This is a genomic window from Kitasatospora sp. NPDC094028, assembly GCF_049543595.1.
In the GTDB taxonomy this organism is placed as follows: Bacteria; Actinomycetota; Actinomycetes; order Streptomycetales; family Streptomycetaceae; genus Kitasatospora.
Map to the genome: position 1 here is coordinate 1 of NZ_JBMVFA010000124.1, position 1,089 is coordinate 1,089.

A 1,089-nucleotide genomic window follows, 5' to 3' on the forward strand; every position below is an offset into this window, starting at 1 on the left:
CGCGTCCCTGACGACGCAGACGCTGGACTGGGCGGCCTGCCCGGCCCCGGACGAGGCGGAGGGCGGCGGGAGCGCGCCGTCCCCGCTGCCGAACGGCACCACCTGGGAGTGCGCCACCATGCGGGCGCCCCTCGACTGGGGCAAGCCGCAGGGGCCCACCATCGGCATCTCGCTGATCCGGGCCAAGGCCAGCGGGCCCGCGAGCGAGCGGATCGGCTCGCTCATCTTCAACTTCGGCGGGCCCGGCGGCAGCGGTGTCACCACGCTGCCCGCGTTCGCCCAGGACTACGCGACCCTGCGCACCCGCTACGACCTGGTCAGCTTCGATCCGCGCGGGGTGGGCCGCAGCGCGCCGGTGACCTGCAAGACCGACGCTCAGCTCGACACGTTCTTCCAGCAGGACGCGACCCCGGACGACGCCGCCGAGCGCACCCGACTCGTCCAGCGCACCCGGAACTTCAACGCGGGCTGCGAGAGCAGGTCAGGACAGGTGCTGCCGCATGTGCGCACCACCGACGCGGCCCGTGACATCGATCTGATGCGGCGGGTGCTCGGCGACGACAAGCTGCACTACTTCGGCATCTCGTACGGCACCCAACTCGGCGGTGTCTACGCCCACTTGTTCCCCACGCACGTCGGGCGGGCCGTGTTCGACGGGGTGGTGGACCCCACGCAGAACCCCGAGGAGAGCGCGCTCGGCCAGGCGAAGGGCTTCCAGCTGGCGCTCGGCAACTTCGCCGAGGACTGCGTCGCCAAGCCGGAGGGCTGCCCGCTCGGGGACACCCGGCAGGACGTCGAGAACCGCATCGCGAAACTCCTGGCCGACCTGGAGAAGAAGCCGATCCCGGGGATCGCCCCGCGCCTGCTGACCCAGACCGCGGCGACCAACGGCATCGCGCAGTCCCTGTACTCCAAGGACTTCTGGGAGTACCTCACCGAGGGCCTGGAGCAGGCGTACGACGGTGACGGCAAGGTGCTGATGGTGCTGTCCGACGCGATGAACGGCCGGGACGAGAACGGCCACTACAGCAACATCGCCTCGGCGAACGTGGCGATCAACTGCGCCGACGAGAAACCCCGTTACACCGT

Annotated in this window: 1 protein-coding gene; it reads left to right on the forward strand. The window is 70.5% G+C overall.

The genetic code is table 11. The features are described from left to right. Positions 1 to 1,089: alpha/beta fold hydrolase (locus tag ACPC54_RS42270; protein WP_498973088.1), on the forward strand; the 1,089-nt coding region annotated here is incomplete at both ends.